The organism is Paenibacillus sp. FSL W8-0194 (genome assembly GCF_037969745.1).
In the GTDB taxonomy this organism is placed as follows: domain Bacteria; phylum Bacillota; class Bacilli; order Paenibacillales; family Paenibacillaceae; genus Paenibacillus_AQ; species Paenibacillus_AQ cookii.
Map to the genome: position 1 here is coordinate 2429488 of NZ_CP150205.1, position 23641 is coordinate 2453128.

Sequence of the window (23641 nt, forward strand, 5' to 3'; positions counted from 1 at the left end):
CATGAGCATGACGTACATTTTGGCTATGGGAAAAAACAGGGTCATCGGCCGCGACAACGCCCTTCCTTGGCGGCTGCCGAGAGACATGGCCTTTTTCAAAGAGCAAACGATGGGCAAAAAAGTGCTGATGGGGCGGAAAACGTGGGAGTCTTTCGGAGCCAAGCCGCTGCCAGGCCGGACCAATATCGTAATGACGCGGGATGCACGATATGAGGCCCCTGGGGCCCAGGTGATCCATACCGTCGAAGAAGCGGTCGAAACGAGCAAAGGGGAGGAAGTGATGGTCATCGGCGGCGAGGAGATTTACCGGCTGCTGATGCCCTACGCCGACCGCCTGCTCATTACGGAAATCGACGAGACGTTCGAGGGGGATACGTTCTTTCCGGAACTCGACGAAAACGAATGGGAATGTATTCAGGAAGTACAAGGAATCCGTGACGAAAAAAATCCGTATGATTACCGTTTTTGCACGTATGAGCGACGGTAGCCTCGACGCATAACTGGCATCGCAATGTAAACAGCATGTTAATTAGTACAAATAATTATTCGGATAATCCATTTAATATTCAAAGAATGGGATGCTACTATAATTGAAATATCATTGCGTCGTTCTCATAGATGCGTAGAATCAACAGGAAAAGAACGGATGGGGGAAACACGTCATGTCTACACCTACTGGATTTATGGAATACAGCCGCCAGCTGCCGGCCGACCGCGAACCGGCTGAACGCATAAAAGACTGGGAAGAATTCCACAAGCATTTGTCCGAAGAAGAGCTGCGTACGCAAGGCGCGCGCTGCATGGATTGCGGCACGCCGTACTGCCATACAGGAATCGACATGGCCGGAGGCACTTCGGGATGTCCGGTAAACAACCTGATTCCGGAATGGAACAACTTGGTTTACCGCGGATTGTGGAAGGAAGCGCTCGACCGTCTGCTAAAAACCAACAACTTTCCGGAATTTACCGGCCGCATTTGCCCGGCTCCGTGCGAAGGCTCTTGCACCGTGGGCCTGATCGGCCAGCCGGTAACGATCAAAACGATCGAGCAGGCGATCATCGACAAAGGTTTTGAAGAAGGCTGGATCGTTCCGACCCCGCCGGAAAAACGGACCGGCAAACGCGTGGCCGTCGTCGGCTCGGGCCCTGCGGGGCTGGCCGCCGCAGCCCAGTTGAACAAGGCCGGCCATCACGTGACCGTCTATGAACGCGCCGACCGGATCGGCGGACTCCTGATGTACGGCATTCCGTCCATGAAGCTGGACAAAGCGGTCGTGCAGCGCCGTGTCGACCTTATGGCTGCCGAAGGCATCCGCTTTGTGACGAATACCGAAATCGGCAAGGATATTTCTTCGCAGCAGCTGGTGGACGATTACGATGCTGTCGTGCTTTGCGGCGGCGCAACCAAGCCGCGTGAATTCAATATCGAAGGCAGCGATCTGAACGGCGTCCACTACGCGATGACTTATTTGAACGGCACCATCAAAAGCCTGCTGGATTCCGGGTTATCCGACGGCAAGTACATTTCCGCGGAAGGCAAAGACGTCATCGTCATCGGCGGCGGCGATACCGGCTCCGACTGCGTGGCGACGGCGCTCCGCCATGGCTGCCGCAGCGTAACCCAGTTCGGTACGCATCCGATGGCCCCGCTCGAACGCGATCCGATCAACAACCCGTGGCCGCAGTTCCCGAACGTGTATACGCTCGATTATGCACAGGAGGAAGCCAAGGCGGTATATGGCAAAGATCCTCGGGAGTTTTCCATCATGACGACCAAATTCGTCGGCGACGACAACGGCAACCTCAAGGAGCTGCATACCGTGCAAATCGAGCGGATCGTGGACGAAAACGGACGTAAAATCTACCAGCCGATTCCCGGCACGGAAAAAGTGTTCCCGGCGCAAATGGCGCTGATTGCCATCGGGTTCGACGGACCGGAGCAAACGATCGTGAACCAGCTTGGTTTGGAAACCGACCGCAGATCGAACGTCAAAGCCGCTTACGGCAAATATCAGACGAACGTCGATAAGGTGTTCGCCGCAGGCGATATGCGCCGCGGTCAAAGTTTGGTCGTTTGGGCGATCAACGAAGGCCGTCAGGCTGCGCGCGAGGTCGATAAATACCTGATGGGCGCAACGGTCCTCGTATAAATCCAAATCCATGTATTCCTTATCGAGAGAAGACTTCCCTATTTTTCAGGGAGGTCTTTTTCTGTTTCAACGGATGGAAACCACCGCTAAAGACATAAAAAGAATGGCCTGTAAGACGTGCCTCCAGCCATCCGTTTGGAATGGCGAGCCGGCGGGCTTCATTGAAAAAAAGACGATTTTATGCTATTCTATGACTATTCGAATCTATCAAATGAACGATCCGCGGCCCGAGGAAACTCCCTTTTCTGGGCCTTTTGCATTCATAATAGCCTATTTTACCGGAGCCCCGGAAAGAAGCCTGCTTGCGCAAGCTTGAGCTTCCATTTGCGGGGGTATTGCCGTGGAAACGGAACGTCCACATGAGGAGAGACGGTAGTTTGAAAACACTTGTAATTGCAGAAAAACCCGACATGGGGCGCAACATCGCGGCCGTAATCGAACCGAAGGCAAAAAATGCCCGCACGTACATCGAAGGGGAAAAGTACATCATTACCTGGGCGATCGGGCATCTGATCGGTCTGGCCGAACCGGACGCTTACGACGACAAGTATAAAAAATGGAACATCCAGGACCTGCCGATCATTCCCGAACAATTCAAGCTGAAGCCCAATCCGAAAACGAAGGATCAGCTCAAGGTGATCGCCGAACTTGCCAAACGAAGCGATTTGCTGATCAACGCATGCGACGCAGGAAGGGAAGGGCAGCATATTTTTTGCCTGATCCAGCAGCATTTGAAGCTGCGGCAGCCCGTCAAGCGGCTCTGGATTTCGGACCTTACGCCCGAAACGATACGGAAGGGGTTCGAAGAGCTGAAGGACGGAAGCGAATACGAAAACCTGTCCAAAGCGGCGCGGGCAAGAAGCGAAGCGGACTGGCTGATCGGCATGAACGGCTCGCGCGCCTTTACGACGAAACATAACGTGCTGCTGTCGGTGGGCAGGGTGCAGACGCCCGTGCTTGCGCTGGTCTATGACCGGCAAAAGGAAATCGACGCGTTCAGCTCGGCCAAGTTTTACGACGTGGAGGCGACATTCAAGCAGGGAGATACCGAATACAAAGGTTTGTGGCAGGGCGAACGGATTCAGGACGAAGAAAAAGCAAAGGCGATTGCCGCCAAAGTCCAGGGGAAAGACGGCATCATCCAGAGCTATGAAGTGAAAGATACGAGAGAATATCCGTTTAAGCTGTACGACCTTACGCTCCTTCAACGGGAGGCAAACGCCAAATTCGGTTTTTCCGCCAAAAAAACGCTGGACCTGGCCCAAGCGCTGTACGAAAAACATAAGGTCATCAGTTATCCGAGAACGACTTCGAACTATGTGACCGAGCAAAACATTCCGCAGATGCACAAATCCCTGGATCAGCTCCGGGGGACGGATTATGCGAAATTCGCGGAGCAGGCCGACAAAAAAATCGTACATAAAAACAACAAGTCGGTGTGCAATCCAGCCAAGGTGGAGGATCACCACGCGATTTTGCCGACCAACAAAACGGCTCGGAACCTTGCTCCGGACGAGGCCAAAATTTATGATCTGATCGTACGGCGTTTTTTGTCCCATTTTTATCCTCCGGCCGAATACAAGGTTCACACCGTCATGACGGAAGTGGAGAAGGAATCGTTTAAGACGACGGTAAAACAGCTGTTGTCCGAGGGCTGGAAGGTGATTTATGCCGATCAGAAGAAAGACGGCAAAAAAAGCCGGTCCAAAAAAGACAAGGATGACGAGGACGAATCGCAAGCGGAAGAAGAGGTTACGACGCCTTTTCACCTGAATGCCAAAGAAGGCGTCCGCTGCCTCCGCAGCAAAGCGAAAGAAAAAGAAACGCAGCCGCCCAAGCCATACACCGAAGGAACGCTCCTGAAAGCGATGGAAAGCGCAGGCAAACAGATCGAAGACGAGGAGCTCCGGGATGCGATGAAGGACTCGGGGCTCGGTACGCCGGCAACGCGCGCCGCCATCATCGAACGGCTGAAGCAGGTCGGTTATATCGTGATGAAAGGCAAGCGGATCGTCATTACGCAAAAAGGCAAAATGGCCGTCGAGGTTATTCGCGGGGCAGGGGTCGACCTGCTGACTTCGCCGGAAATGACGGGACAATGGGAACGCCGGCTGAACGAAATCGCCAAAGGTTCGGCTTCGGACGAAGCGTTTATGGCCAACGTGAAAAAGTTTGCGACCATGATCATCAGCAAAGTGAAAATGCAGTCCAGAGTCGCGAAAGAATCCTTTGAGGAAAAGCCCGCAGGGGAGACCAAACCATCCCGGAGCCGTAAAAAAACAACGGGAAATGACGGGGACGGCGCATCCGGCGGCAAAACCAAAACCGCAAACCAAGCGGCTCCGAAAAAAGCCGCAGACCCAAAAGCTGCAGGCAAACAAGCCGAATCCGCGTCGGAAGCGGCGAAAAATACAGGACCGAAACCACCTGCGCCGGAGGTCCGAACGGTTTCCGGAATCGCCCCTTGCCCAAGACCCGGCTGCCAAGGCACGCTGATCATGGGCCGGCGGGGATATGGCTGCTCCCATTACAAAACGGGCTGCACGTTCGTCATTTGGAAGGATCAATTCGGCGTCTCGCTCGAACCGGAAGACATTGCGTCGCTGGCGTTGAAGGGGAAAACCGCAAGGAGTTTTCGGATCGAAGACGACGGAGGGCCGCGTCAAGCCGCTTTCGTGCTGCTGGATCGGGAGAAGGGCGAAATTTCCGTGGAGGAATAATGCGTACCCAAAAAAAACAACGGACTCTTAGTTTAGAGCCCGTTGTTTGCGTTCCTCGCTGAGTTTGCGCTCGATGATGCCCGGCACTTCCCCGATCGAGGAGATGGTGTAAAAGGAACTGTCGGGTTTGTGACGCAGTTCCACCATATTATATACCCACTCGTTGGACTGTTTGATGTAAATGCTGTTCAGTCCGGCGGAAAGCGCAGGCATGACATCGGTTCGCAGCGAATTTCCGATCATCCAGGTGCGGGAGCGGTCAAACGCGCCGGCCTGCAAAATATGTTCTAGCGTCGCTTCGTTTTTATGCTGCGTGATGTAAATCCGGTCGTCGAAGTAGTCGCTGAGCTTCATTTGATCGATTTTACGCTGCTGGATCGCGGTCTCCCCTCCGGTGTACAGGTAAAGCCGATGTCCTTCGTTCTGCAGCGTTTCCAGCGTTTCGACCATGCCGGGATAAGGCTCCACTTCGCGTTCGTATACGCTCAGCCCGAGCTTGTTCAGTTCTTGTTCTTCATCCAGGCGGATGGGACGGCCCAATTTGCGGCAGAAAAACCGGTAGGTTTCGATCAGGGATTTGGGGAAGTTGCCGCTGCTGAAGCCGGTGCGTTTTACCTGTTCGACGTCGATGTCGATTTGTTTCTGCCGGATTTCGTCGGTCGTAAGCGTCTGGGCTCCGAACCAGTGATGCATCATTTCATAGAATTCGCCCAACACAAGGCCGAAATATTTATTGCAATGGATGAGCGTGTCATCCAGGTCGAACAAAATATGCTGTTTGAATGTCTGACTCAAAGCGGTTCACTCCTTATAGACGCATGTAAGATTCCAGGAACATTTGGAGCTCCGATGCACCGTCCGGACGGATGCTGAATTTTTCCTTCTCCTCCACGCCGAGATGAATCCGGAGAAGCCCGGCCACCCGCAAAATCATCAAATGGTGCTTAAGCAGTTCCTCGGATTGATCCAGGTCCCGGATCATTTCTTTGAGGGAATGCGGTTTTTCCGCCACATAGCGGAGCAGGCGCAGCCGTTTCGGATCGGAAAGCGCGTGGGTCATCCGCAGCAGGCAGGTTGGCGGCTCGTCCTCGTCTTCTTCCGGCACGTCGACGGGATATTGGATCAGCATCATTTTTTTATAATAGCAATAGGCGTTAATCGGCCGATTATGAACGGTCGGGAAGAGCACAATCGTTTGCACTTCGGGCGCGTTTTCGATGACCAGTCCGCCCGAAGCGTATTCGACGAGGCTCAGCGGGTCCATTTTGGTGAGCAGGATCCGTTTCTCTTTGGCATCTTCTTCGATGAGCGGGATAATGTCGGGTTCGATGTTCTTAAAATAATGCTCATACCATAATTCTAACAGTGGCGTATATTGATCGCGGATCCGCCGGGCTTCCTCGACCGTCAGGTCCGGAAGGTACGGGGACGCCGCCTTGTGGAGCACATCGTCGGGCGTTTCGTATAAGCATTCCAGGAAGCAAGGAACGGAATCGCCGTTGTTCCGGTGGATCGCCCAGGCATAAAGCACGTCGTAATCGTCGAAAGGCCAAGCCGACGCTTGCGACAGGGCGGCCGACACGTCCGGCGGGAGCTTGCTTGCGACTTCGCTGATCCATTCCGGCCCGATGTCCAGATTGCGGACCCATTTCTTCGATATATATACCATGAAACTGCCCAGCAGCTCATATATGGGTGAAACGTCTACTTTCACTTCATAGTTCATGAAACTGACAACCTCCTATGAAATCAGTGCACCTTCTTCATTATGGCTTGTTGAGTAGCGGGTTGTCCACTATAATGTTCAAGTAGTTTGCCCGGAAGTATAGAAGGAGGAAGTATATTCGTGTCACGATCCAACAGCAGGAAACGCAGCTCGTCATCTTTAAATTACATGATTTTGCTTACCGTTATCGTTGCGGCAGGGGTCAGCCAAGGGCTGCTTTTGCCGCTTTTGGCGATTTTTCTCGAACGGATGGGGGTATCGTCCTCCATGAACGGATTGAATGCGGCAGCCCTGTACGTAGGCTCCTTTGCCATGACGCTCATCGCCGAGCGGACGCTTGGGAAGCTCGGCTTTAAAAAGCTTGCGAGCGCAGGGCTCGTGCTCGTGCTGGTTTCCGTCATATTGTTCCCTCTTGTGCCAAACGTCACGTTCTGGTTCGTTCTCCGGCTGCTGGTCGGCATCGGAGACAGCGCGGTCCATTACACGGCGCAGCTTTGGGTATTGATGGTGACGCCGGAAGAGAAACGGGGGAGAAACCTTTCCATTTACGGCATGTCCTATGGCCTCGGTTTCAGCCTGGGGCCGCTCGGCATTCCGCTGCTTCAGCTCGGCGACAACGCGCCGTTCATCGTGCTTGCCGTGCTTGTCCTGTTGGTGCTGGTGCTGGTGCTTGTCAAACTCCCGGATCTGCGCGCCGAAAAACTGGATGCGGAGGACCGTCCGGTCAAACGGTTCCGCCGCAGCTATGCGTTGGCATGGTACGCGCTGATCCCTGCCTTGCTTTATGGTTACATGGAATCGGGAATCAACAGCAACTTTCCGGTATACGGCCTGCGCGTCGGGCTAAGCGAGCAGCAGATCGCCTTTTTGCTGCCGTTTATCGGGGTGGGAGGTTTGATCCTTCAGCTCCCGCTGGGCATGCTCAGCGACCGTTTCGAACGTAAACGGATCCTCATGATCACCGGCATCCTTGGCGGCCTGGCGTTTATGCTCGTGCCGCTTGCGGGAACGTCGACGGCCGCGATTTTGGCGCTGCTTCTTCTTGCCGGCGGCATGATCGGTTCCTTTTTTTCGCTTGGGCTTGCTTATGCGGCCGACATTCTTCCGAAAGCGCTCCTGCCCGCCGCGAACGTGGTCGCGTCATTTCATTTCAACGCCGGCAGCATCGCCGGGCCAAACGTCGGGGGCACGCTGATGCAGTACGGCTGGAACGGGGGGCTGTTTTTCGCGCTCGGCCTGGGTTTTGTCCTCTTCGGATTCCTCGGTTTCGCTTTCAGGAAAAGGCCGGATTCCGAATCCGGCGTATCGCTGTACTCCTGAATGCGAATGCATTATGATAGAAGAAAGAGAACGAGAGACAAGAGGAGAAATGTCATGATCAGAATCCAGCATTTAACCAAGTCCGTCGGAGTCGATAAAATTCCCGTTTTAAAAGGCGTCTCTCTCGATTTTCAGCGTGGGGAAATGATTGCGCTCGTAGGAGCAAGCGGAAGCGGCAAAAGCACCCTCCTGCGCTGTCTGGCGCTGAAGGAAAAATGGGATCAGGGCAGCTTCGTCGTCGACGGCACCGACATTTTGAAAGATCCGCTTGCCGGAAAAAGAAAAATCAGGCGGGAATGGGCATACTTAGAACAGAATCCGCAATTGAACCTGAAACGGACCGCTTTGAAAAACGTTCTGATCGGACAGGCCGGCCAAACGCCGCTGTGGCGGATGGCGACAGGCATGGTGAGGTCGGACGATTACATGGGCGCCATGGACGTCATCGAGCAGCTTGGCCTGTTGGAGAAGGCGCATGACAAATGCGAAAAGCTGAGCGGCGGCGAACGCCAGCGCATCGCAATCGCGCGCGCATTGGTGCATGGGGCCAAGGTGATCCTGGCGGATGAGCCCGTCATCGGACTGGATCCTAAATCGCAGGAGAGCGTCATGGAGACGTTGAAAAAGCTCTGCGAAGAAGAGCGGGCGACCGTGCTCACCGTCATCCCGATCGAACTTGCCGAACGTTACGCGACGCGGATCGTCGCTTTATCCGGCGGCGAAATCGCCTTCGATATTTCCGGGCGCCGGCTGACGGTTCGCGAACGAAATATGCTATAAAGCCTGTTAAGCATGGCTTTGGATAGAAAAGAGTGATCATGTTTGGTAAAACGCAATTGGTTTTATATTCCCGCTGCTTTGCTGCTGGTGATGATGCTTAGCGGCTGCTCGTTTATCACCGACCCGGTGCAGCTGATGAAAACGCCGGAGCTTTCGGCTGAAAAGGAATCATTGCGCTCGATTATCGAGGCGAACCGTCCGGAAAACTCCACCCTGATTCGTGCCAACGCGGAAGAGGATACTAATATTATCCATTTCGTGGATTTGGATAATGACGGCGTAAACGAAGCCGTCGTATTTTACGAGACATCGGAGCAAAATATCGGCATTCACGGCATGATTTTCAAAAAAATCGGCGACGCTTGGGAAAAACAAACCACGTTTGACGGCGAAGGCAAGGTGCTCGAGTCTTTATATTTCAAAGACATGACCAATGACGGCCATATGGACATCGTCGCCGGTTTTTCCGGGAAAAGCGACAACGAAACCGAAGAGGACCTGCAAAACGGACTCATCATTTACAGCTACAACGGCAAAAACGTCGAACGGATTCTCGAGCTTCCGTACACCAATTACGTCATCAGCGACATGAACCGGGATCACCTGTATGACTTGACCGTCGTCAACCTGAAACGCGGGGAAAGCAACTTCATAACGACGTATCAATATAAGGACGGCAGTTTTATCGAACTGGATAAGCTTGAGATGAAGCCGTACATTTACAATTACTACAACGTTGCCGCAGGCAAGGTGTACGCCGATCAAGAAGGAAACAGCGTGGAAGGCATCGTGCTGGACGCTTCGCTTTCCCCGGTCGGAGAATCCTCGATTACGAGCATTATCGTGATGGAAGACGGCAAACTGAAATCGGTGCTTCCGAAAGAGGATCAAACCTTGCGAATGTACCGGGTGTACAGCGAGGACATCAACGGCGACGGGATCATCGAAATTCCGCTGCTGGAGCCGCCTGTCGGCTGGTCGTATTTTAAGAATCAGGATGATGTTCCGTATTTTTACGCGTATTATCAATGGGACGGCAAAAGCGGACTGAAGTTCGTGGCCGAAAAATTCCACGATTTCAAAAATGATTTCGATTTCGGATATTTCCCTCCGCAGCTTCATAACAAAATTACGGTGGACACCAAGTCGCAGCTGGGCAAATATTTGCGGTTCGTGGCGACGGACACCGGAAAAACGATTGCGGAGATCAAATATTTCACGCAAAGCGAATGGGATAAGCAGAGCGATGACTGGAAGTACCTGTACCGGACGAACGGCAAAGTCATCGGTTACAAGAAAAACTTCGACTTTGACGTCATGAACAACAACAAAAACAAGTCCAAGGACGAAGTACCGCCAATAGAAAGGAAGGACAGGCAAAGTGAGTAAAGTTTTAATTTTGGAAGACGAAGATTCGATCCGCGGGTTTACCGTGATCAACTTGAAACGCAACGGATTTGAAGTGCTTGAAGCGACAAACGGCAACGAAGCGCTGGATATTTTGCTGAATACGCCGGACATCGATATTGCCTTGCTAGACGTCATGGTGCCGGGAATCGACGGGTTTGAGGTCTGCCGCCGGATCCGCGAAACCAATCAGCGCCTCGGCATCATTTTCCTGACGGCCAAAGTGCAGGAGCAGGACAAGGTATACGCGCTGTCGGTAGGGGCGGACGACCATGTCAGCAAGCCGTTCAGCCCGACGGAACTGATTGCAAGAATCCAATCGCTGCTGCGCAGGGTGAACATTCACCGCGAAACGTCCGCGAAGGTGACTTTCCAATCCGGGCCGTTTTCGCTGGATTTGATTTCGAAGCAGTTTCGGAAAAACGGGCATACGATCGAACTTACGCCGACGGAATTTTCATTGGTACAATTTTTCCTGGAAAAAGAAAATACCCCGCTCAGCCGGGATGTGCTGTTGGATCACGTTTGGGGCAAGGATTACATGGGCGATCCGAAAATCGTGGACGTCAACATCCGCCGTCTTCGCCAGAAGATCGAGGATAATCCTTCCGAACCCGAATTCCTCCAGACCGTTTGGGGTCACGGGTATAAATGGAAGGGTCAGGGACAATGATCAAAAAAGGCATTCGCCGGCAGATCGTGATGCACTACTTCATCGTGGTGTTTTCGACGCTGCTCCTGGCCGAAGTCATTTTTTTGCTTGCGATACGAAGCTATTATTATGACAGCATATACAGCCATATTAAGCAGCATATAACGTTGATGGAGGAATACCAGAAATTCATCACGACGTCGGATGACGGCAGGACCGATTTGACCAATCTGCTCTCCAACTATAAATTGAAATTCACGGAGCTGCAGATTTTGAATACGCAGGGAGAGGTCCTCATCAACTCCTCGGAGTTTCAGCCCGACGTGTCGATCAAAACAAGCGACATTTCCCAAGCCCAATCGGGCAATATCGGGCGATGGGTCGGCCGCCAGCCGATTACGGGCGAAGACGTCATGGCCGTGTCGAAAATGGAGCAGACGAACGGGCAGGACGCGTACATCGTCCGATACGTCACTTCGCTGGAAAGAGTGAACGAGAAACTGCTGAACGTCACGCTCCTCGCCACCGGCGTGGCCGCCGCGGTCCTTGCGCTCGTTCTTGCCTTCAGCCTGGGGCTTGCCAACTCGATCGTCAAGCCGTTGAATACGATCACCGCGATTTCGGCGCAGATGGCCAAAGGCAAATTCAACGTCCGCATCAAAGGCGACTACAAATACGAATTGGGCGAACTCGCTTCGACGTTGAACTACATGGCGCAGGAGATCGTGCGCAGCAACCAGGTAAAAGACGATTTCATCTCCTCGATTTCCCATGAGCTGCGAACGCCGCTCACCAGCATCAAGGGCTGGAGCGAAACGATCAATTCCGGCGGATACGATCCGGAGGAAACGAAAATCGGGATGGAAATCATCACGAAAGAAACCGAGCGCCTGATCGGCCTCGTCGAAGAAATCCTCGATTTCTCGAAGCTGCAGCAAAACGAGATGAAGGTCGTGTTCGGCCGCGTGGATTTGAAGGAGCTTCTCCAGGAGATCATGCTGAATTTGTGGACCAAAGCGGAAAAACGTTCCATTCAGCTTCGGCTCGATTCGGTTGACAAACCACTCGTGGAAGGGGACGCCAACCGGCTTAAGCAGGTATTTTTGAACCTGGTGGACAACGCCATCAAGTTTTCGCACGAAAATTCGTTTATCGATTTGCAGGTTACGTTCGAAGGCAACAACGTCGTCGTTCAAGTCCATGATACGGGGATCGGCATCAGCGAAGACCACTTGGTGAAGGTCAAGGACCGGTTTTTCCAGGTCGATCCGCTGAATGGCGGTACGGGCCTGGGGCTGGCCATCTCGCAGCAGCTGGTCGAGCTGCATCACGGCATTCTGCTGATCCAAAGCGAGCTGGGCGTGGGCACGACGATTGTCGTCCGTTTGCCGAGATTGCTTGAGGAGGAGACTGCGGTCCAAGCGGAGGAAACGCAGACGCAGCTTCCGGAAGGCTCCCGGAACGAATAAAAACCGCAAAGAGCGAAATCCATTTCCATGGATCTCGCTCTTTTTGCTTTTTCTCCTTGTTTGCAGCTTCGCGAAAATTAGTAAACAAGCTTTGGGCTTTGCTTGAATATTATGAAGATAAGCCTCCCGCACGCAGTCGCCCGGTTTTTTCGTATACTTCCTGCAAAAGGCGGGCAGGCTGTGTACGAATCGTCGGTTTGGGCAGCACCGTTTCGTGGGGACCTACCACAAGCACCTGATCCGGAGAGCCTTTGAGTATGGTGCCGTCCTTGATGACGGCGCCTTCCCCGATAATGGCGCGTTCGATGTAGACGTTCCGTCCGATTCTTACGTTCGGCATCACGATGCTGTCCTTGATTTCCGAATATTTTCCGATTTCGACGCCGCAAAAAATAACGGATTGATGGGCCGTGCCGTCGATGGAGGAAGCTTCGGACACGAGGCAGTTCGCCGCCGCTCCGGCCCGCATGCGATGCCCTGCCGATTTTGCGGCCCAAGGGCGGGTGTACATCGGCCAATCGCTGTTGTGGAGCTTCCATGCGTTATCGTCCGACAATAAGTCCATGTGCGCTTCCCACAGGCTGTGAACGGTTCCGACATCCTTCCAATACCCGTCAAAACGGTAAGCGAACAACCGGTTCTGTTCGGCAAGCATTTTCGGGATGACGTCTTTGCCGAAGTCATGGCTGGAATGGGCATCCTCGGCATCTTCGATCAAATGGCGGCGGAGGTAATCCCATTGAAACAGATAGATGCCCATCGAAGCCAAATTGCTTTGCGGCACGGCCGGCTTTTCGGCAAATTCGGAAATGCGGTGATTTCCGTCCACGCTCATGACACCGAAGCGGCTCGCTTCCTCCCAAGGCACCTCCATGACCGAAATGGTCGCTTCGGAACGCTGCTCTTTATGGAACCGGAGCATTTTTTTGTAATCCATATGGTAAATATGATCACCCGAAAGGACGAGGACATGTTCGGGCTTTTGGCGATCAATGTATTCCAGATTTTTGTAAATCGCGTCTGCCGTCCCTAAGTATGTCGCAGAGCTTGCACTGGATGCAGGCAGAAGCGTGATGCCGTCTTCTCCGCTGCGTTTCAGGCCCCAAGGTTCGCCTTCTCCAATGTGGTTGTGAAGCGATTCCGCCTCATATTGCGTGAGAACACCGATCGTGTCAATCCCCGAATTCACGCAGTTGCTGAGAGGAAAGTCGATGATACGGTAACGGCCGCCAAAAGGAACGGCTGGCTTTGCCTGTTTGGATGTCAAAGGAGCCAGCCTGCGGCCCTCGCCCCCGGCAAGCAACATGGCGATGCATTCTTTCTTTTTCATGTCGTTTCCCTCCCAAAAATTTGTCAAGGTAATTACTGCTTAAACGGGGCCTCGCCCATCTGAAACAATTGTATTGAAAAAAATTTGGAAAATTACGAATTTATTTTTCAAAAGTCATTTTTATGTTTAATCTGGCTACAATGGGGTAATGGTACACGTCCACTCTTTTTAATAAAAGAAGGTGATCTTGATTGGCAAAAACGAATGGGATGCCCGGGGCTGCGCCTACAGAAAAAGACATATACTTATTCCATGAAGGGACCTCCTACCACAGTTACAGAATATTGGGCGCTCATCCTGCTGTGGAAGATGGTCTGGAAGGCGTCCGGTTTACCGTCTGGGCTCCGCATGCGCGGCATGTCGGTCTGGCTTCCGACTTCAACGGTTGGAACGGAGCGAAGGATTCATTACATAAGATACCCGATTCGGGCATTTGGACTCGTTTTTTTCCGGGGATCGGGACAGGTACTTTTTACAAATTCGATATCGAGGGACCGCATCGCGAACGTTTTCTCAAAGCGGATCCGTATGCTTTTCAGGCGGAGCTTCGTCCCGCAACGGCTTCCGTCGTCACGGACCTCAGCGGGTATGAATGGGGCGATGCGGCATGGCGGCGGAAAAAAAGAGGGCCGTACGCCAAGCCCGTCAACATTTACGAGATGCACCTGGGAACCTGGCGGCGGAAGGAAGACGGATCGCTGTATTCGTACAGGGAAATCGCCGATCTGCTGATCCCTTATTTGAAACGGATGAACTATACGCACGTGGAATTTATGCCGCTGGCCGAACATCCTTACGACTTGTCATGGGGGTATCAATGCACGGGGTATTACGCGGTGACGAGCCGTTTTGGTTCGCCGCATGATTTTATGTATCTCGTCGATGCCTGCCATCAGGCCGATATCGGGGTCATTTTGGACTGGGTTCCCGCCCACTTCACGAAAGACGCCCACGGGCTGCGCATGTTCGACGGCACGCCGTTGTTTGAATACGCCGATCCTTTAAAGGCCGAAAAACCCGGCTGGGGGACGCTCAGCTTCGATTACGGCAAACCAGAGGTCCGTTCTTTTTTGATTTCCAATGCGTTGTTTTGGCTCGACGTATTCCATATCGACGGACTCCGCGTGGATGCCGTGACCAGCATGATCCGGCTTGATTTCGAAAAAAAGGAAGGCCAGTTTCCGCTCAACGAACGCGGCGGCGTGGAAAATTTGGAGGCCATCCGTTTTTTGCAGCAGCTGAACACAACCGTGTTTGCCTATTTTCCCCACACGCTCATGATGGCCGAAGAGTCCAGCGCCTGGCCGGGCGTCACGGCCCCGGTCAGCGAAAACGGGCTCGGGTTCAACTACAAATGGAATATGGGCTGGATGAACGACACGCTCGATTACGTCGAGGCCCCCTTTGAGCAAAGGCCGTCGAAGCATAACCTGCTGACGTTCCCGATCGCCTACGCCTATTCGGAAAATTTTGCTTTACCGCTGAGCCATGACGAAGTCGTCCACGGCAAAAAATCGCTGCTTGGCCGAATGCCCGGCAGTTATGACCAGCAGTTCGCCGGACTTCGCATTTTGCTCGGGTATCAAATGACGCATCCGGGAAAAAAGCTGCTGTTCATGGGCGGCGAATTCGGCCAATTCATCGAATGGCGCGACCAGCATGAGCTGGATTGGCTGCTGCTGGAGTACGAAAGACACCGTCAGCTGCAGCAATACGCGGCCGACTTGAACCGGCTTTATCTCCAGGAGAAGGCGCTGTGGGAGCTGGATCATGAGCCCGAAGGATATCGGTGGATCAGTCCGCACGATTTTTCGCAAAGCGTCATTTCCTTTATGAGAAAAGGGAAAAAACAAGCCGACACGCTCATCGTCCTCATTAATTTTCTTCCCGTACGTCGCGAGCATTACCGGATTGGCGTGCCTCGTCCCGGGACTTATGTTCCGTTGTTCCAAAGCGAAGATCAAACGTACGGGGGGCAGGGCGTATCGGTCAACGGCCCGATCCGGTCGGAAGGAATCCCCTGGCATGATGAGCCAAACAGCTTGGAGCTGACGCTTGCACCGCTGAGCCTGATCATTCTGAAGCGGGCACCGGCCGCCAAGAAAGACAGGAACATCCCATCCAAGAGAAGGCGGCAAAACCGCCGCGCTGAGGCCGCCAGGCCGATTCCAGAGCCCGAAACCGGCAAAAAAGGAAGCCGGACCCTTGTCGAGAGTTTAATGGCAGAGGAAGGAGACAACGAAGCATGAACGTATTATTTGCTGCCGCGGAAGCCGTCCCGTTCATCAAAACCGGGGGGTTGGCCGACGTGATCGGAGCATTGCCCCAAGCGCTTGCGGCAAACGGGGTGGATGTCCGCGTCGTGCTTCCGAAATACCGGGGCATCCCGGAACAATACAGGGAACAAATGGAGCATGTCGGCGAGATTTACGTTCCGGTCGGCTGGCGAAGCCAATATTGCGGCATCGAAACGTTAAATCACGACGGCATCACCTATTATTTCGTGGACAACGAATATTACTTCGGCCGCGACGCCGTATACGGCTACATGGATGACGGGGAGAGGTTCGCTTTTTTGAACCGGGCGGTGTTGCAGCTGCTGCAGGCGATCGATTTCCGGCCCGACGTCATTCACTGCCATGACTGGCATACGGCGCTCATTCCCGTCCTGCTGCATGCCCATTACAGGCATGACCCCCTTTACGAAGGCATCCGGACGGTATATACGATCCACAATCTGCTTTACCAGGGCATTTTTCCGTATGAAGTACTGGGAGAGCTGCTGGAGCTGGATGACCGGTATTTTACGATGGATGGACTCGAATATTACGGAAAAGTCAATTACATGAAAGGCGGCATCGTGTATTCGGATCATGTGACGACGGTCAGCCCGACGTATGCCCGGGAAATCCAAACCGCGTATTACGGTTACGGTTTGGATGGGCTTCTGCGCGCATTGGGACCGAAGCTTAGCGGGATCGTGAACGGGATCGATACGAAAAGCTATAATCCGGCAACCGATCCGCATATCGCCAAGCAATACCGTTCAAGCCTTGCCAAGAAAAAAGAAAATAAAATCCGGCTTCAACAAGAGCTGGATTTGCCGGTATCGGCCGATACGCCCCTCATCGCCATGGTGACCCGTTTGGTGGAACCGAAAGGCCTGGAGCTGGTGATCCGGGTGCTGGATGAAATGCTCACTTTCGATGACATCCAGTTCGTGATCCTGGGCACCGGAGACGGCAAATATGAGCATTGGTTCAAGGAGGCGGAGCGGCGCCACCCCCAAAAGATGTCCGCCCGGATTACGTTCAGCGAGGCGCTATCGCGCAAATTTTACGCCTCCAGCGACATGTTCCTGATGCCGTCGAGTTTTGAGCCGTGCGGGATCAGCCAACTGCTCGCGCTGCGGTACGGAAGCATTCCGATCGTCCGGGAAACGGGCGGACTGAATGACACGGTGCAGGCCTACAATGAATATACGGGGGAAGGGAACGGCTTCAGCTTCGCCCATATCAACGCCCATGACATGATGCACACGATCCGCCGGGCGGTGTCGTTTTACCGGCAGCCCCGGCACTGGAGCCAAATCGTCAAAAACGCCGTCAGCGGCGATTACAGCTGGAACGTATCGGCCCGGGCTTACCAGGAAATCTACGATCGCGTGACGATCGGAACTTAGGTCGGCCGGATAAAAAAAGGAGCGCTCAAAGTCTTGATCCAAGACTTCGAGCGCTTCTTTTTCGTTCAGCCGAATTACTTTTTGGCGATGCGCCGGTATAAAATGCGGTACCCGTAAGGATCCAGGGCCACGTTCATGACGCCGTTTTCGGGCGAGACCTTTTCCCCGCTTAACGCGTCCTGCCAATCCGTGGCCTCCATCGGATGCGACAGCGTTTGCTTTTGCGCCGTATTGTTCATCCAGATCGTGAAATGATCCTGGTCGTCGGCGCGTTCGTAGATGATGCACGGGTTTCCCGGCTCGGCTTTGAGGAACCGGAATCTGCCTTCGCGCAGCGCCTTATGGGTTTTGCGGAGACCGATCATCAATTTGTAAAAATCGTATAGGTCGCGGTCCTGCTTGTCCTTTTCCCAAATCATGCATTTGCGGCAGTCCGGATCTCCGTCGCCGGCAAGGCCGACTTCATCGCCGTAAAAGATGCAGGGCGTCCCCATATACGTAAAAAGAAACACGACGGAAAGCTTCATTTTTCGTTTGTCCCCGCCGAGCCGGGTTAATAAACGCGGCGTGTCATGGCTGCACAGCATGTTAAAAACGACCTCGTTCGTCTGCTGGGGATAACGCATCAGAAGCGAACTCATGCGATCGGAAAAAGCCGCGCCGTCCATGCCGCCGTTAAAAAATTCGAGCACTTTGTCGGCAAACGGGTAATTCATCACCGAATCGAATTGGTCGCCCATAAGCCAAGCGAGCGAATCGCTCCATACTTCTCCAACGATATACGCCTCCGGATTCGCTTTTTTGACCACGTTTCGGAAATCGCGCCAGAAATGATGGTCGATTTCGTTTGCGACGTCCAGGCGCCAGCCGTCCAGGTTGATTTCTTTGATCCAATATTCGGCCACGTCGAGCAAATAGGCTTTGACTTCGGGATTGGCCGTGTTGAATTTCGGCATGTTCCCGAAAAAGCCGAAGGTATCGTACGTCGCGATTCCGTTTTCGACCCGGACCGGAAATTTGTTGATATGGAACCAGTCCTTATATTTCGATTTTTCCCCGTTTCGGATCACGTCCTGGAACGGCGGGAACTGCTCGCTGCAATGATTGAACACGGCGTCGAGCATGACCCGGATGCCTTTGGCGTGGCATGCGTCGACCACCCGCTTGAGCAGCTCATTGTCCCCAAAGTGCGGGTCGACCTGCTTATAATCGACGATGTCGTATTTGTGGTTGGACGGCGACTTGAACAGCGGCGTAAAATAAATGGCGTTAATGCCCAGGTCCGCCAGATCGTCCAGATGGTCCAGCACCCCTTGGAGGTCTCCACCGAAGTAGTTGTCCGTTTTCGGCTTGCCGCCCCAGGCTTCGGTTCCCGGCGGATCGTTGCGCGGGTCGCCGTTCGCGAACCGTTCGGGCATGATTTGATAGAACACGGCATCCTTGGCCCAATCCGGCACTTTGAACACATCGATTTCATGTATGTACGGGAATTCGTAATATCCACCCGGCGGAGGCGGACAATTGCGGTAAATGCCGCTGTCGACCATGTACACCGTTTCGGAGCCGGCCGAAATGCGGAACCCGTAAGATAAACGTTTGTATTTGGGTTTGACCGCCGCCTCCCAATAATCGAACATTTCGTCGGAGGCCGCCTTGTCCATCGTAATTTCAAAATAGGTGGCCTTCCAGTCGTATTTGTCCCCGGTCATTGCGACGACCGAAGTCACGTCGTTTTTTTTCGTTCGGAATCTCAAATGAATGGTCCGCGGATCGTAAGCATAAGCCCACTTGTTGCGGGGCACGTGGTATAAAGCCTCCAATAGCATGACACTGCACCTCCAATAAATCCTCTATATGCTGCCAATCATGCGGTCGGTCGTAACGGTAGTATGCTCCGAAGCATGATTCGGCAATGTATCATGTAGGTTAATTACCAATCTAAAGTCGAAATGAAACGGATAGGTCCAAGTGTCTGGAAATATATTGTAATTAGATGAAATTACGTGAAAATACATTGCATAAAAATGCAGTTTGTTGTACGATAAAACATGTTTTCTGAAAGCTGATTGCGACATGCCATCAAGTCCATACTAGCGTTAATCCAATCAAACAAAGACAAAGAACAAGGGGAGATAGATCATGAAAAAATGGGGTATTTTAACGGTATGCCTGGTGTTGGCGGGAAGTTTGATCGCCGGCTGCGGCAATAAATCGTCCGAGCAGGACGCCGGCCAAACCGGCAGCAAAACGGAAGGGAAAACGATCGTTCTCGGAACAAGCGCCGATTTTCCGCCTTACGAATTCCACAAAATGATTGACGGCAAAGACCAGATCGTCGGTTTCGACATCGAAATCGCCAAAGAAATCGCCTCCGACATGGGCGCGACGCTGGAAGTGAAGGACATGGATTTCAAAGCGCTGCTCGGCGAATTGTCCACGGGCCGCGTCGATTTCGTCATTTCCGGGATGACCCCGGACGAAACCCGCAGAAAACAGGTGGATTTCTCCAACAACTATTATAAAGCGCAGCAAGCCGTCGTCGTCCGCGAAGCAGACAAAGACAAATACAAAACGATGGACTCGCTTAAGGGCGTATCCTTCGGCATCCAGACCGGTTCGATCCAGGAAGATATCGCCAAATCCATTCCTGGGGCCCAAATCACCGGCCTCGGCAAAATCAACGACATCATCATGCAGCTGAACTCCGGCCGCGTCGACGCGTCTATCATGGAAAAGCCGGTTGCGGAAGCTTTCATTAAAAACGTCAAAGGTCTGACGATTGCCGAAGCCGTGCCGGAATACGAAGAAGACGGTTATGCCATCGGCGTGAAAAAAGGCAACAAAGAGCTTCTCGACCAGATCAACAAAACGCTGGACCGCCTGAAATCGGAAAACAAAATCGATCAATTCGTATCCGAGGCAAGCGACCTCGCCGCGCAAAAATAAATTCGGCGACATAATAAATAGGCACGGAGGAAAAATATGCGGAAGCCATTTCCGCTATTTTTTCTGCCCCGGGGTGCCGGCGGCATGTCGAATCTATGAGGGATTCCGTGCTGCTTAATAGGCTCCGGTCCCAGTAATATAAGGAGGAACAGACCGTTACATGGACATTTTTAATATTTTTTGGACGTATCGCTCCTATTTCTTCACGGGAGTTCAATACACGCTGCTGCTTGCGGTCATCGGCGTTTTTTGCGGTTTTATACTCGGCATGCTGGTTTCGCTGCTGCGGATGTCCCGGATTCGGGTTCTTCGCTTCATCGGATCCATCTGGGTTGAGTTTTTGAGGGGAACGCCGATGCTCGTGCAGCTGTTCATCATCCATTACGGGCTCGTCTCGTTCGGCATCAAATTTTCAGCCATTGAGTCGGGCGCGATTACGTTAACGATCAACAGCTCCGCTTATTTGGCGGAAATTTTTCGGGCGGGCATTCAAGGCGTCGACAAAGGGCAGGCCGAAGCCGCCCGTTCGCTCGGGATGAGCAAAGCCATGACGATGAGGCATATCGTCCTTCCACAAGCTGTTAAAAGCGTGCTGCCGGCGATCGGCAACGAATTCATTACCATTATCAAAGAATCTTCGATCGTGTCCTTTATCGGGGTCGGCGATTTGATGTATCAAGCCGGGGCCGTCAACACCATCACGTATGATTACCTTAAACCGCTGCTGATCATCGCCGTGATTTATTTCATCATGACGTTTTTGCTTTCCAAGCTGCTTGGTTTGTTCGAAAGGAGGTTGAGAACGGATGATCACCGTTAAAGATCTGCATAAATCGTACGGAAAACTGGAGATTTTGAAGGGCGTCGACATCGAAATCGCGAAGGGGGAGGTCGTCGTCGTCATCGGCCCGAGCGGATCGGGGAAAAGCACCTTCCTCCGCTGCCTGAACTTGCTGGAAGTTCCCACGAGCGGCGAAATCATGTTTGAAGGCGAGTCGATCACCGGAAAACGGCATAACATCAACCTGACCCGCGAAAAAATGGGCATGGTGTTCCAGCAGTTTAACCTGTTCCCGCATAAAACGGTGCTGCAAAACATTACGCTGGCTCCGGTCAAAGTGAAAAAGATGCCGCAGGGCGAAGCTGAAAAAATCGCGATGGACCTGCTGCGGACCGTCGGGCTGGAAGACAAAAAGGATGCTTATCCTTCCCAGCTTTCCGGAGGGCAGAAGCAGCGGATCGCCATCGCGCGGGCGCTGGCCATGCAGCCTCACGTGATGCTGTTCGACGAACCGACGTCGGCGCTGGATCCCGAGATGGTCGGCGAGGTGCTCGAGGTCATGAAAAAGCTTGCCGAAGGCGGCATGACGATGGTCATCGTGACGCACGAGATGGGCTTCGCCAGAGAGGTCGGGGACCGCATTATCTTTATGGACGGCGGTAAAATCATGGAAGAAGGAACGCCTGCCGAGGTGTTCAACAATCCGCAAAATCCGCGAACCAAAGACTTTTTGAGCAAGGTACTATAGAGATCCCATATTTTCAAGCTTCGGGCTTCGTTTGCTGCCCGGGGCTTTTTTTGTGCGATTGTAACTTTTGCTTCATTTTTTTCGAAATCTTTTTGCGCGAAAACGCCTTGATAATGGCACTTTTTTGGTGGGAGATTGCAATTTGGTAACATTTTCATGCGCACAGGTTACAAAATTGTGATATATTGAATGAGCCAAAACTTTGGAACGAAAAGTGCGGGGGACCATTTCCACCGTGAATCACCATGTTCACTTGGGGTGAATCGTATTCGATCGTAGGGTTGTCTCCTCAATCCGAACCCGACAGCTAACCTCGCAGGCATGAAGGATTTTAAGGAGGAACTATGAAAAAGAGATTTATGAAAATGAAGTTTTTTGCAGCGGCGCTGGGCATTGCATTGGCGGTACAGGCCGTGCCGGTCCATGCGGATTCCGTCCATGTAGCCAAGGAAGGCGACACTTACTATACGCTTTCGAAACAATACGGCGTGAACCTGAACCAATTGATGAACGCAAATCCGAACATACCGGCAACCAACATTTACGCCGGATTGAAGCTGAACATACCTGCAAGCGAAACGATGAAAGCCTATGCCGATCCTGCTCCGGTGGCGATTTCAGCATCGCTTAACGTCGATTCCGGCGAAAAAGTCGTCGAAGCTTGGGGCAAGACCTTCGCTTACAACAAAACGCTGAAAGTCAAAGCGACGGCATATTCCTCGGCCGCCAGCGAAAACGGCAAATGGGGAGCCGTCGACTATTTCGGGAACCCCTTGGAGCTCGGCACGATCGCGGTCGACCCGTCCGTCATTCCGCTCGGCACGAAAGTGCTCGTAACGGGGCACAGCTTCCCGGGCCTTCCGAAAAAAGCATTCGTGGCGACAGCCAGCGATACCGGCAGCGCGATCAAAGGCAACCGCATCGACATTTTCGTGCCGGGAAGCCCTCAGTCGGTCAGCAACTTCGGTTTCCAGGACGTCGAACTGTATTTCATTAAATAAGATGGCATCCCGTCATCTGCCAATATACCGGAACGCTAAAACAGCCTCTGCGATGAATTCGCGGAGGCTGTTTTGCGGTTGAAGCCGTCATTTGTCTTTTTGGATTTTCAGCAGCTTCGGCACGGTCACGAACGTGTATCCCTTTTGCTTCAGTTCTCGAATGACTTCCGGCAAGGCTTCGATTGTTCCGGTCAAATCGGAAGTGCTTCCGCCTCCGGCATGCTGCAGGATGATGGAGCCTTGCCCGGCCGCGGTCATGATGTTTTTTTTGACGGTGTTTTTGCCGATGCCTTTCCAATCCAGCGAATCCACGTTCCAGTTCACGATCTTGTATCCTTCCCGCTTGGCCCAGCGCAGCTGGCTTTCGGTAATGTCCCCGTAAGGCGGCCGGATGAGCTTCGGCTTGTAGCCGGTCAGGCCGTACAAAATGTTTTCCGTTCGGATGATTTGGTCCATGTATTCGGACATGGTCAACTTGTGGAACTGGGGATGGTTGTAGGAATGATTTCCGATGACATGTCCCTCCCGCACGATGCGGGCGACAAGGTCGGGGTGTTTTTTGGCCCGGCTGCCGACGACAAAAAACGTCGCTTTCACTTTGTTTTCGGACAAGATGCGGAGCACCTGCGGCGTAAACCGGGGATCCGGGACGTCGTCGAACGTGAGGGCGATTTGCTTGACGCGGGGGCCGTGGATTTTGAACGTATCCGGATATTTTTTGATCAGCTGACCCAAGGTCAGCGTCTGGTTCTCCTGTCCTTTTTCCGCCCGGCTGGTTGCGCCGGTTTCCTTGGCGGGATGGGAGGGAGAGGGTTCTGTCAGCTTTGCCGCTTGAAGGCCGGGGTCTGGGCAAAGGAGGCTGATCAGAAGCAGCCCCAAACAGGCTTTGCCGAGATAGGCGTTTCTCATAACGGTAATCGGCTCCTTTC

Annotated in this window: 18 protein-coding genes, 1 pseudogene and 1 riboswitch; of the genes and pseudogenes, 14 read left to right on the forward strand and 5 right to left on the reverse strand. The window is 53.0% G+C overall.

Annotated elements, in window-relative coordinates; translation table 11 throughout:
- The first annotated feature begins 1 nt into the window (after nucleotide 1).
- The 3 genes from MKY58_RS10865 (at nucleotide 2) to MKY58_RS10875 (ending at nucleotide 4870) form a co-directional block, all read left to right on the forward strand.
- Nucleotides 2-487, forward strand: a complete 486-nt coding sequence (locus tag MKY58_RS10865) for a dihydrofolate reductase (RefSeq protein ID WP_339324529.1) — start codon at nucleotides 2-4, stop codon at nucleotides 485-487.
- A gap of 175 nt (nucleotides 488-662) precedes the next feature.
- Nucleotides 663-2150: a glutamate synthase subunit beta gene (locus MKY58_RS10870; RefSeq protein ID WP_212948515.1), complete on the forward strand. Its 1488-nt coding sequence runs from the start codon at nucleotides 663-665 to the stop codon at nucleotides 2148-2150.
- Between the two features lie 377 nt (nucleotides 2151-2527).
- Nucleotides 2528-4870 carry a DNA topoisomerase 3 gene (locus MKY58_RS10875; RefSeq protein ID WP_339324530.1) on the forward strand — a complete coding sequence of 781 codons (2343 nt, stop codon included), beginning with the start codon at nucleotides 2528-2530 and terminating at the stop codon, nucleotides 4868-4870.
- A 27-nt stretch (nucleotides 4871-4897) separates the two neighbouring features.
- Here MKY58_RS10875 and MKY58_RS10880 read toward each other — a convergent pair whose 3' ends face one another.
- The gene (locus tag MKY58_RS10880; protein WP_339324531.1) at nucleotides 4898-5665 is read right to left on the reverse strand and encodes an HAD family hydrolase; all 768 of its coding nucleotides are present in this window, start codon (nucleotides 5663-5665) and stop codon (nucleotides 4898-4900) included.
- 13 nt (nucleotides 5666-5678) lie between these two features.
- On the reverse strand, nucleotides 5679-6596 hold the full coding sequence (locus tag MKY58_RS10885) for an ArsR family transcriptional regulator (protein ID WP_036711973.1): 918 nt from the start codon (nucleotides 6594-6596) through the stop codon (nucleotides 5679-5681).
- A 168-nt stretch (nucleotides 6597-6764) separates the two neighbouring features.
- Here MKY58_RS10885 and MKY58_RS10890 point away from each other — a divergent pair, with 168 nt between their 5' ends.
- From MKY58_RS10890 to MKY58_RS10910, 5 genes are read left to right on the forward strand one after another with little or no spacing between them, the layout of a single operon-like run.
- Nucleotides 6765-7916, forward strand: a complete 1152-nt coding sequence (locus tag MKY58_RS10890; protein WP_339325117.1) for an MFS transporter — start codon at nucleotides 6765-6767, stop codon at nucleotides 7914-7916.
- Nucleotides 7917-7970: 54 nt separating this feature from the next.
- Complete coding sequence (locus MKY58_RS10895) at nucleotides 7971-8696, forward strand: ATP-binding cassette domain-containing protein (RefSeq protein WP_339324532.1); 726 nt, start codon at nucleotides 7971-7973, stop codon at nucleotides 8694-8696.
- A gap of 42 nt (nucleotides 8697-8738) precedes the next feature.
- A complete protein-coding gene (locus MKY58_RS10900; RefSeq protein WP_339324533.1) occupies nucleotides 8739-10085 on the forward strand; it encodes a hypothetical protein in 1347 nt (448 codons plus the stop codon).
- Entirely contained in the window at nucleotides 10078-10776 is a 699-nt protein-coding gene (locus MKY58_RS10905) for a response regulator transcription factor (RefSeq protein ID WP_036711982.1), read from the forward strand. Before MKY58_RS10900 ends, MKY58_RS10905 begins: the two co-directional genes overlap by 8 nt.
- Nucleotides 10773-12224, forward strand: a complete 1452-nt coding sequence (locus MKY58_RS10910) for a HAMP domain-containing sensor histidine kinase (RefSeq protein WP_339324534.1) — start codon at nucleotides 10773-10775, stop codon at nucleotides 12222-12224. Before MKY58_RS10905 ends, MKY58_RS10910 begins: the two co-directional genes overlap by 4 nt.
- Nucleotides 12225-12333: 109 nt before the next feature.
- On the opposite strand, the gene MKY58_RS10915 is transcribed toward MKY58_RS10910, so the two are convergent.
- Nucleotides 12334-13554 (reverse strand): glucose-1-phosphate adenylyltransferase, encoded by a 1221-nt coding sequence (locus tag MKY58_RS10915; protein ID WP_339324535.1) that lies wholly within the window; start codon nucleotides 13552-13554, stop codon nucleotides 12334-12336.
- Between the two features lie 209 nt (nucleotides 13555-13763).
- On the opposite strand from MKY58_RS10915, the gene glgB reads away from it, so the two are divergent.
- Both glgB and glgA read left to right on the forward strand, forming a co-directional pair.
- Entirely contained in the window at nucleotides 13764-15803 is a 2040-nt protein-coding gene (glgB, locus tag MKY58_RS10920; RefSeq protein ID WP_339325118.1) for a 1,4-alpha-glucan branching protein GlgB, read from the forward strand.
- Nucleotides 15800-17236: a glycogen synthase GlgA gene (glgA, locus tag MKY58_RS10925; protein WP_339324536.1), complete on the forward strand. Its 1437-nt coding sequence runs from the start codon at nucleotides 15800-15802 to the stop codon at nucleotides 17234-17236. The genes glgB and glgA overlap by 4 nt, the downstream gene beginning before the upstream one ends.
- Nucleotides 17237-17310: 74 nt before the next feature.
- Here the strand turns inward: glgA and MKY58_RS10930 are convergent, their stop codons facing one another.
- On the reverse strand, nucleotides 17311-19062 hold the full coding sequence (locus MKY58_RS10930) for an alpha-glycosidase (RefSeq protein ID WP_339324537.1): 1752 nt from the start codon (nucleotides 19060-19062) through the stop codon (nucleotides 17311-17313).
- Nucleotides 19063-19375: 313 nt separating this feature from the next.
- Here MKY58_RS10930 and MKY58_RS10935 point away from each other — a divergent pair, with 313 nt between their 5' ends.
- The 4 genes and pseudogenes from MKY58_RS10935 to MKY58_RS10950 all read left to right on the forward strand — a co-directional run bounded on the left by MKY58_RS10935 (nucleotide 19376) and on the right by MKY58_RS10950 (nucleotide 22712).
- Complete coding sequence (locus MKY58_RS10935) at nucleotides 19376-20182, forward strand: transporter substrate-binding domain-containing protein (RefSeq protein WP_339324538.1); 807 nt, start codon at nucleotides 19376-19378, stop codon at nucleotides 20180-20182.
- A 166-nt stretch (nucleotides 20183-20348) separates the two neighbouring features.
- Nucleotides 20349-21002, forward strand: a pseudogene (locus tag MKY58_RS10940) (amino acid ABC transporter permease); the annotation flags it as partial.
- Complete coding sequence (locus tag MKY58_RS10945; RefSeq protein ID WP_339324539.1) at nucleotides 20989-21711, forward strand: amino acid ABC transporter ATP-binding protein; 723 nt, start codon at nucleotides 20989-20991, stop codon at nucleotides 21709-21711. The pseudogene MKY58_RS10940 and the gene MKY58_RS10945, both read left to right, overlap by 14 nt.
- 182 nt (nucleotides 21712-21893) lie before the next feature.
- Nucleotides 21894-22048, forward strand: a riboswitch (cyclic di-AMP (ydaO/yuaA leader).
- Nucleotides 22049-22076: 28 nt separating this feature from the next.
- Nucleotides 22077-22712, forward strand: a complete 636-nt coding sequence (locus MKY58_RS10950) for a 3D domain-containing protein (RefSeq protein ID WP_339325119.1) — start codon at nucleotides 22077-22079, stop codon at nucleotides 22710-22712.
- A gap of 87 nt (nucleotides 22713-22799) precedes the next feature.
- Here the strand turns inward: MKY58_RS10950 and MKY58_RS10955 are convergent, their stop codons facing one another.
- Entirely contained in the window at nucleotides 22800-23621 is an 822-nt protein-coding gene (locus MKY58_RS10955; RefSeq protein WP_339324540.1) for a polysaccharide deacetylase family protein, read from the reverse strand.
- Nucleotides 23622-23641 lie beyond the last annotated feature (20 nt).